1 protein-coding gene is annotated in these 296 nt (G+C 41.6%); it reads right to left on the minus strand.

What is annotated here, in order from left to right; translation table 11 throughout:
• Positions 1-296 (minus strand): DUF2264 domain-containing protein (locus tag JKP73_RS22735; protein WP_200412049.1); only part of this gene is annotated, 296 nt, incomplete at both ends.

Genomic DNA, 296 nt, shown 5'->3' on the forward strand with positions numbered 1-296 from the left:
GGTTTCATTTAATAGCAGGGAATAGCCTAATACGGCCATTTCTACGGCTCGTTGGTCTTTGTCGTTCAAGATCCCCCAATATTCCGCCGTCGACGGGTCAATACCTTTTGTAATCTTGTTCAAGATAGTTTGATTAATCGATCTGTTTTCAGTATGAGCAAGTGATGCCTCGCCCCATAATGGTCTAAGTATGGATTCGATTTCAGTGATTCCTTTTCCATAGGCTGTGTCCGAATAATCGAAAATCAATTGACTTTCATTGTGAAGCTTTTCTTCGACATGCTCCACATGACTCT

This window comes from Virgibacillus salexigens (assembly GCF_014905415.1).
GTDB classification, from domain to species: domain Bacteria; phylum Bacillota; class Bacilli; order Bacillales; family Amphibacillaceae; genus Virgibacillus; species Virgibacillus salexigens.